Consider the following 8,065-nt stretch of genomic DNA (forward strand, 5'->3'; position numbering starts at 1 on the left):
TTTTACGCTTTGGATTTTGCAACGGTTAACGCCTCGATAATTGAATTTGGAGCCATTTGAAGTTTGAAATCATTTTCTCCAAATCCTTTAGCACCTGTCATGGCCAATTTTGCAGCCTGCTTAAAATTTTCTATTGACGGTTCTTTGCCTTTTAAAAAATCTTCTGATGCCGTTAAACGCCAGGGTTTGTGTGCTACACCGCCCATCGCCAATCGAATAGCTGTAATTTTGTTATTGGATATTTCCATTCCAGCGGCAACTGAAACCAAGGCAAAAGCATAGGATGCTCTATCTCTTACTTTTAAATAATACGAATTTTTGGCTAAATTATTAACTGAAATTTCCAGGCGAATAATCATCTCATCAGCTTTTAAGTTATTGTCTAATTGAGGAGTATCTCCCGCCAGGCGATGAAAATCTTTAAATGAAATTTTACGCTCGCCTTTAACACTTGCCAGAACAACAATGGTATCTAAGGCAATGAGGGCCACACACATATCACTTGGATGAACAGCAATACATTTATCTGAAGTTCCAAAAATTGCATGCATACGATTAAAACCACCAAGAGCACCACAACCAGAACCTGGCTGACGTTTGTTGCAAGGCATTTCGGTATCGTAAAAATAACCGCAACGGGTCCTTTGCATCATGTTTCCACCAACTGTTGCTACATTTCTCAATTGCGCCGACGCCCCTGCATTTAATGCCATGGCCAGCAAGGGAAGCTTTTCTTTAATGATTGCATTTTCTGCAACAGCTGTGTTCGAAGCCAATGCACCAATAACTATCTTATCACCAATCTGTTCAATTTGCTTTAAAGGAACATGGTTGATATCTACTAATTTTTCAGGCGCAGTTACACCTCTCTTCATCAAGTCAATCAGGTTGGTTCCGCCCGCCAGAAATTTTGAATTCTTATCCTTTGATAGTAAAGCCAAGGCTGATTTTGCCGTGGTTGTTCTCAGGTATTGAAAATTGATCATGCCTTGATTCCTCCTTTCGAAACCTCAACTATCGCATCAACAATATTAGGATAAGCACCACATCTACAAATATTTCCACTCATATATTCACTGATTTCTGCTCTCGAATTGGTATGACCTTCGTTAACGCAAGCCACAGCCGACATGATTTGTCCAGGCGTACAATATCCGCATTGGAAACCATCATGCTTGATAAAAGCAGCCTGCATCGGATGCAGTTCTTCTCCATTGGCCAAACCTTCGATAGTTGTTATTTTCTTGCCTTCATTCATCACTGCTAAACTTAAACATGAATTGACTCTTTCACCATCAACATGTACCGTACATGCACCACACTGACCATGATCGCAACCTTTCTTGGTACCTGTTAAATGAAGTTCTTCACGCAAGTAATCCAAAAGGGTAACTCTCGGCTCAACAGCGCTTTTGTAATTTTTATTATTTACAGTGAGATTAAGTGGTATTTTTTCAAAAAGTTCAGCGAAACGTTCATCGGCTTGATTTTCTGCAGCTTTAACCGCTACAGATGGTGTTAAGGCGATGGCCGTAATTAAGGAACTTTTCTTTAGAAAATCCCGCCTCGAATCGCCATGATTTGATTCCTGATCAGATGATTGCATAAAATATGTTTTGAGATGTTGTTGTTTTTAAAGTTCGGCAATCTAAACCGCAAAAAGCAGAGATTTAAGAATTTAGAATAATTCTAATAAGCGAAATTTTCAGGATCTAGCTTCTGCTCTTCGTTATGTTAAATTATCTCACCTGCATTTAGCCCAGAAGTGAATTCAGGGTGACGGCATCCTATCTCAAAAATAATTTCAGTAATATCAACTCAATTTCTATTTTTATCAAATGGAAGAAATTAAGCCACTACCCGATTTATCAGCAGAGGAACAACGCGTTTTAGGTTCATTAATAGAAAAAAGCCGGACAACTCCCGATTATTATCCAATGACTTTGAACAGCTTGACGGCGGCTTGTAACCAAAAAAGTTCGAGAAACCCCGTTGTAAATTATGATGAAGAAACGGTTACACTTACATTAAATTCATTAAAAGTAAAAGGATTAATATCCACGGCTACAGGAGGTTCCAGTAGAGTAATTAAATATAAACATAATATCGGGATAGTTTATCCATTAGTACCATCAGAACTTTCTATATTATGCTTGCTACTTTTGCGTGGCCCACTAACTCCGGGGGAAATTAACAGTAACTCCGGCCGGCTGTATGAATTTGACAGTATTGAAGAAATTTCAGAGCAACTGCAAAAACTTTCGGATGAGGCGCCTGCTTTTGTGAAACTCTTACCAAAAAAACCAGGGCAAAAAGAGGCAAGATTTGTACATTTATTGGGTGAGCAAGCCGAGGTTAAGGATGCAGAACCAGATTCCCAACAAACAACAATTTTCCAACCCAATGAGGCGTTGGAAAATCGTATTGCTAAATTGGAACAAGAACTTGAAGAATTAAAAGAACTCGTTAATTTATTGATGGATAAATAATTAAGCTTCGTATTTTTTAAAGATAGTGCTTGCTACGTGTCCACCGAAACCGAAAGTATTATTTAAAACGTAGTTAATTTCCTTTTTTATTGGCTGCGCCAATACAATATTTAATCCTTGCGGAATTTTTTCATCGAGTTTCGCTGTATTTATAGTTGGAGGAACAATGCCATCTCTTATGGCAAGAATACTGATTAAGCTTTCTACCGCACCAGCAGCTCCGAGTAAGTGGCCGGTCATAGATTTCGTTGCGCCAATTACCACCGGTAGACCATCGAAAACGTTTTTAATGGCATTTAACTCACTTAAATCACCTAAACCTGTTGAGGTAGCATGTGCATTGATGTAATCAATTTTGTCAGCAGAAATGTTCGCATCGTTTAATGCTTTTTTCATGCCCAGGGTGGCTCCAATTCCATCTGGAGGTGTTCCGGTTAAATGATAAGCGTCAGCAGCCATTCCACCACCCACAATTTCAGCATAGATATGAGCACCGCGATTTAAAGCATGCTCCAGTTCCTCTAAAATTAATGCTCCGGCTCCCTCACCCATTACAAAACCATCACGACTTTCATCAAATGGTCTTGATGCAGTTTCAGGACTATCATTTCTTTTAGATAAAGCTTGTGCGGCACTGAAACCACCAACAGAAGCCTCAGTAATTGCTGCTTCAGAGCCGCCTGCAATCATTACAGTTGCTTTGCCCAAACGAATGGTATCAAACGCATTAATAATTGCAGTGTTGGATGATGCACAAGCAGAAACCGTACAATAATTTGGGCCGCGAAGTCTGTGGCGAATAGAAATTGCACCTGCAGCGATATCAACAATCATCTTTGGAATAAAAAATGGGCTAAACCTTGGTGTTCCATCACCTTGATGAAATTCGGCCAGTTGCTCTTCAAAGGTTGAAATTCCGCCGTTTCCTGTCGCCCAGATTACGCCGACTTCCGCCAATTGGTCGTCAGTCATTGTTTTAAAATCTAAGCCGGCATCAGTAATTGCCTGATCACTGGAAGCGATGGCGTATTGCGTGAACGTATCAAATTTTCTGGCTTCTTTTCTATCTAAAAAAGATTCGGGATTAAAGTCTTTAACTTCAGCAGCAAAATGTGTTTTGAATTTAGAAGTATCGAATTTGGTGATTGGGCCAACGCCGCTCTTACCGTCTAAAATATTTTCCCAAAAGCTTTCTACAGTGTTTCCAAGAGGCGTTATTGCGCCTAATCCAGTTACAACTACTCGTTTCATTTTATTAGTTTTTTATTTTATTCCTACGCACAGGTGATTGAAATAAATAAATGATTTACCTGTCGTTTACGCTTATTGCCGCAAAGGTGATCATTACAGTTGTTAAAATAATCATATCAAAAGCAAAAATGATTTTCATTTAATTATCGATCTATTCATAAGTAAAATTAAGTAGTTTGAATTTTGTAACTTTGATTTATGAGCAAGTCAGAATCTATAGAAGAGTTTTATCAGAAAAAATTTGATTTTTTACCAGATAACCTGCAAAAAGATATTGGGCATTTTAATGTCTTCAGAATGGAAGATTGTATTGGAGATGACAAACCTCCGATGAACTATAGCAGACGAGATTATTACAAGATTGCTTTAAATCGTGGTCATAATATTTACCATTATGCTGATAAGAGCGTAGAGATCAATGGAACAGCGCTTATGTTTTTCAATCCACAAGTGCCCTATACCTGGGAACTGGCCAGCGGAAAGATGAGTGACGTGAGAGGATTTTTCTGCATTTTCACAGAAGCATTTTTCAAGGAAAAAGTTAGGGGAAACATTGGCGACTTACCTATGTTCGTTGTTGGCGGAAAACCGGCCTATGTGTTAAATGAAAAGCAAGACGCTCATGTTTCGGCCATTTTTGAAAAAATGCTTGAGGAAATTAATGGTGATTATATGTACAAATATGACTTACTAAGAAACTACACTACCGAAATTACGCACTTTGCATTGAAAACAGAACCATCAGAAGTTTTGTACAAACATCCTGATGCGAACTCCAGGATTACATCGGTGTTTACCGAATTGCTGGAAAGGCAATTTCCGATTGAAAACCCATCGCAGAGATTTACCATGCGCTCCGCAAAAGATTATGCCACACAGCTTTCTGTACATGTTAACCACTTAAATAGAGCGATAAAAGAAACAACAGGTAAAACTACCACACACTATATTACCGAACGCTTGTTGAGTGAAGCAATGGCTTTACTTAAACATACAGACTGGAATATTTCTGAGATAGGCTATTGTTTAGGTTTTGAAGAACCTACACATTTTAACAACTTCTTTAAAAAATTAACCAACCACACGCCAAGCTCCTACCGTATTGTTTGAATTTCGTAATCATCAGTTTGATTGGCGTAACACTAAATTTTAATTCCCGATGTAATTTTGTCTTAACAAAAAGGATAAAAATATGGGACTTAAAAAAGTTTGGTTTGTAACTGGTGCTTCCAAAGGTTTAGGACTAAGTTTAGTAAACCAATTATTAAAAGCAGGTCAATCTGTTGCGGCAACATCCAGAAATGTTAACGATTTAATTGCTGCTCTAAATACAAATTCTGAAAAATTTCTTCCACTGCCCGTTGATCTAAGTGATGAAACAAGTGTTGAGCTAGCAATAAATGCAACCATTGCGAAGTTTGGAAAAATCGATGTAGTAATTAATAATGCAGGCTATGGCATCGGCGGCAGCATTGAAGAACTAACGAATGAAGAAACCAGAAGTGCTTTTGATGTAAATGTTTTCGGAACTCTAAACGTAATAAGAAAAGCAAGTCCGTATTTAAGGGCACAGCGGTCAGGTCATATCATCAACATTGCATCCATTGCGGGCATCGTTGGCGCTACCGGATGGGCAGTTTATTCATCAGCGAAAGCGGCAGTAATTGCGCTATCAGAAGTTTTAGCAGATGATGTAAAAGCTTTCGGGATAAAAGTTACGGTAGTTGCTCCTGGAGCATTCAGAACCAGTTTCCTAACGCCAGAATCTTTGGTATTGGCAAAAAATCCAATCGATGCTTATGAAGACGTTCGGGCAGTACATGCAAACTACCTGAAAATGGATGGCGCTCAAGCTGGCGACCCTGAAAAAGCTGCTGCAGCAATGATTGCCTTAGTGAGTATGCCAAATCCTCCAATTCATTTGCTGTTAGGAAATGATGCGCTACAAAGGGCGATGGTAAAAACTGATGCACTAACAAAGGAATATCAAGACTGGAAGGCAATTACGATTTCGACCGACTATTAAAATCGTCATTATGAGGCATAAAATCTTCACACTTCTTGAAGAATTGCTTCGCTACACATTGAAAAATAGAATATTTAAAAACAAAAATCATGGAAAATAACAAAGTATGGTTTGTTACAGGAGCTTCAAAAGGTCTTGGACTAACATTAGTGAAAAAATTATTAAGTAACGGTTATAACGTTGCGGCAACTTCGAGAAACTTAAATGACCTATCAAAAGCTGTTGGAGAATTTGAAAACTTCCTGCCATTGTCAGTTGATTTAATGAGCGAAGAAAGCGTTGAATCGGCAATAAGTAAAACACTTAGCAAATTCGGACAATTAGATGTTGTGGTGAACAATGCCGGTTATGGAATGCTAGGTGCATTGGAAGAGCTGAGCGATAAAGAAGCTCGTGAGAACTTCGATGTTAATGTTTTCGGTTCGTTAAATGTAATTAGAAAGGCGTTGCCTCAAATGAGAAAGCAACAATCCGGACACATTTTCAATATCTCCTCTATCGGTGGATTTTCAGGAAACTTTCCTGGATTTGGAATTTACTGTGCAACCAAATTTGCTGTAGCAGGCTTTACAGAATCTCTTGCTGCTGAGGTAAAATCTTTAGGCATTAAAGCCACTGTGATTGAACCTGGATATTTTAGGACTGAATTTTTAACATCAGGATCATTAGCTGTTCCGAAAAACCCTATTGATGCTTACAAAGAAGTTCGTGAGTCGCAAGCTGCGCATCAAAATGATATCAATAACCAACAACCAGGTGATCCTGCTAAAGCAATTGAGGTAATTATTGCTGCGGCTGAAAGTAAAGATGCTCCGCTACATTTATTTTTAGGTCCTGATGCCTATCACGTGGCTAATGAAAAAATCAAGGCTGTACAAAAAGATATGGAAGACTGGAAAGCGCTAGCAACAGCAACTAATTTCGATAATACAGAGAAATAACTTGATTATCAAACGGTAAAAGCCGTAAGCGATACTATCGCTTACGGCTTTTTATTTTTTGTGAATGAGATTAAATTTCAGAACTATAAACCGATCTGATGGCATCTCTTAAATTGTATTTCGAAGCCATCACTTCACCATAAGCACCAGCACTACGGATAGCGAAGATATCTCCTCTAAAAGATGTCGGTTGTTCTACTTCTTTACCAAAACAATCAGTGCTTTCGCAAATCGGCCCAACGATATCATATTTTACGATTTCTGTTTCATTTCCCCGTGTCAAATTCTCTATTTTATGGTAAGCCTGATACAAAGCTGGCCGCATCAATTCAGTCATACCTGCATCCAAAACCACGAAGTTTTTCTTTTTACCGTTTTTGATATATAAAGCCCTCGTAATTAGCGATGCAGATTGCCCTACCAGCGCTCTTCCTAGTTCGAAATGAACTTCCTGATTAGGTTTTATTTCCAGGAAATCTTTAAATATTTTGAAGTATGATTTAAAGTCTGGGATCTGATGATCAGGGTGATGGTAATCAATACCTAAGCCTCCGCCAACGTTCAATACTTCAACAACAAAGCCTTTATCTTCAAACCAAGTACAAAACTCATTTACGCGAACACAAAGGTTCTTATAAACATCAAGATTGGTAATTTGAGAACCAATATGGAAGTGAATTCCGATGAATCTTAAATTTTTAGATGATTTCAAGGTTTCGGCACATTCAGGTAAATCCCATGAATTAATGCCAAACTTATTTTCATCTAAACCAGTCGTAATATTGTGGTGTGTGTGCGCATCAACATTGGGATTGATACGAATGGCTACCTGCGCAACCTTACCTTTCGCGGCGGCAAGCTCATTCAAAACTTCCAATTCCTGAATAGATTCTACATTAAAGCAGAAAATATCTAAATCCAAAGCCTCATTTATTTCTTTATCAGATTTACCAACACCGGCAAATACGATTTTTTTATTATCGAAACCAACTTCTACTGCACGTCTTACCTCTCCTGCGCTGACACAATCGGCGCCAAAGCCAATTTGTTTAATTTGCTCCAGCAAAACAGCATTGAAATTTGCCTTTAACGCATAATGAATGTGAAATTGATATGGTTTTGCAGCCTCGGCACAGGTGTTTAAAGTTTTCTGCAATAAATCAGTATCGTAATAGTAAAAAGGCGTTTCTATATTGTTAAACTTTGATATATCTTTATCGGCGAACATGTTCAAATTCCTTATTATAATTTTAATTTTATTCTTTGGGCTAATTTATTGGGGTAATTACCTCGATTTAAAGCATGGAAGAATTACCCAAAAACAATACAACGGAAAAATCCGATTTTTTATCGTGCTT

General features: G+C 38.2%; 8 protein-coding genes. 4 read left to right on the forward strand and 4 right to left on the reverse strand.

Features of this window, described 5'->3' with window-relative positions; genetic code table 11:
- Positions 1-2 precede the first annotated feature (2 nt).
- Positions 3-986, reverse strand: coding sequence for an FAD binding domain-containing protein (locus ON09_RS10100; protein WP_010600946.1), 984 nt, complete (start codon positions 984-986; stop codon positions 3-5).
- Complete coding sequence (locus tag ON09_RS10105) at positions 983-1,606, reverse strand: (2Fe-2S)-binding protein (protein ID WP_010600947.1); 624 nt, start codon at positions 1,604-1,606, stop codon at positions 983-985. Before ON09_RS10105 ends, ON09_RS10100 begins: the two co-directional genes overlap by 4 nt.
- A 232-nt stretch (positions 1,607-1,838) precedes the next feature.
- Here ON09_RS10105 and ON09_RS10110 point away from each other — a divergent pair, with 232 nt between their 5' ends.
- Entirely contained in the window at positions 1,839-2,489 is a 651-nt protein-coding gene (locus ON09_RS10110) for a YceH family protein (protein WP_010600948.1), read from the forward strand.
- Here ON09_RS10110 and fabF read toward each other — a convergent pair whose 3' ends face one another.
- On the reverse strand, positions 2,490-3,740 hold the full coding sequence (gene fabF, locus ON09_RS10115) for a beta-ketoacyl-ACP synthase II (RefSeq protein ID WP_010600949.1): 1,251 nt from the start codon (positions 3,738-3,740) through the stop codon (positions 2,490-2,492).
- A gap of 198 nt (positions 3,741-3,938) precedes the next feature.
- Between fabF and ON09_RS10120 the strand changes: the two genes are divergently transcribed.
- The 3 genes from ON09_RS10120 (at position 3,939) to ON09_RS10130 (ending at position 6,707) form a co-directional block, all read left to right on the forward strand.
- Positions 3,939-4,850, forward strand: a complete 912-nt coding sequence (locus ON09_RS10120) for a helix-turn-helix domain-containing protein (RefSeq protein ID WP_010600950.1) — start codon at positions 3,939-3,941, stop codon at positions 4,848-4,850.
- A gap of 82 nt (positions 4,851-4,932) precedes the next feature.
- The gene (locus tag ON09_RS10125; RefSeq protein WP_010600951.1) at positions 4,933-5,766 is read left to right on the forward strand and encodes an SDR family NAD(P)-dependent oxidoreductase; all 834 of its coding nucleotides are present in this window, start codon (positions 4,933-4,935) and stop codon (positions 5,764-5,766) included.
- An 89-nt stretch (positions 5,767-5,855) separates the two neighbouring features.
- Positions 5,856-6,707 (forward strand): SDR family oxidoreductase, encoded by an 852-nt coding sequence (locus tag ON09_RS10130; RefSeq protein ID WP_010600952.1) that lies wholly within the window; start codon positions 5,856-5,858, stop codon positions 6,705-6,707.
- A 70-nt stretch (positions 6,708-6,777) separates the two neighbouring features.
- On the opposite strand, the gene lysA is transcribed toward ON09_RS10130, so the two are convergent.
- The gene (lysA, locus tag ON09_RS10135; protein ID WP_010600953.1) at positions 6,778-7,935 is read right to left on the reverse strand and encodes a diaminopimelate decarboxylase; all 1,158 of its coding nucleotides are present in this window, start codon (positions 7,933-7,935) and stop codon (positions 6,778-6,780) included.
- Positions 7,936-8,065 lie beyond the last annotated feature (130 nt).

The organism is Pedobacter agri PB92 (genome assembly GCF_000258495.1).
Classification (GTDB): domain Bacteria; phylum Bacteroidota; class Bacteroidia; order Sphingobacteriales; family Sphingobacteriaceae; genus Pedobacter; species Pedobacter agri.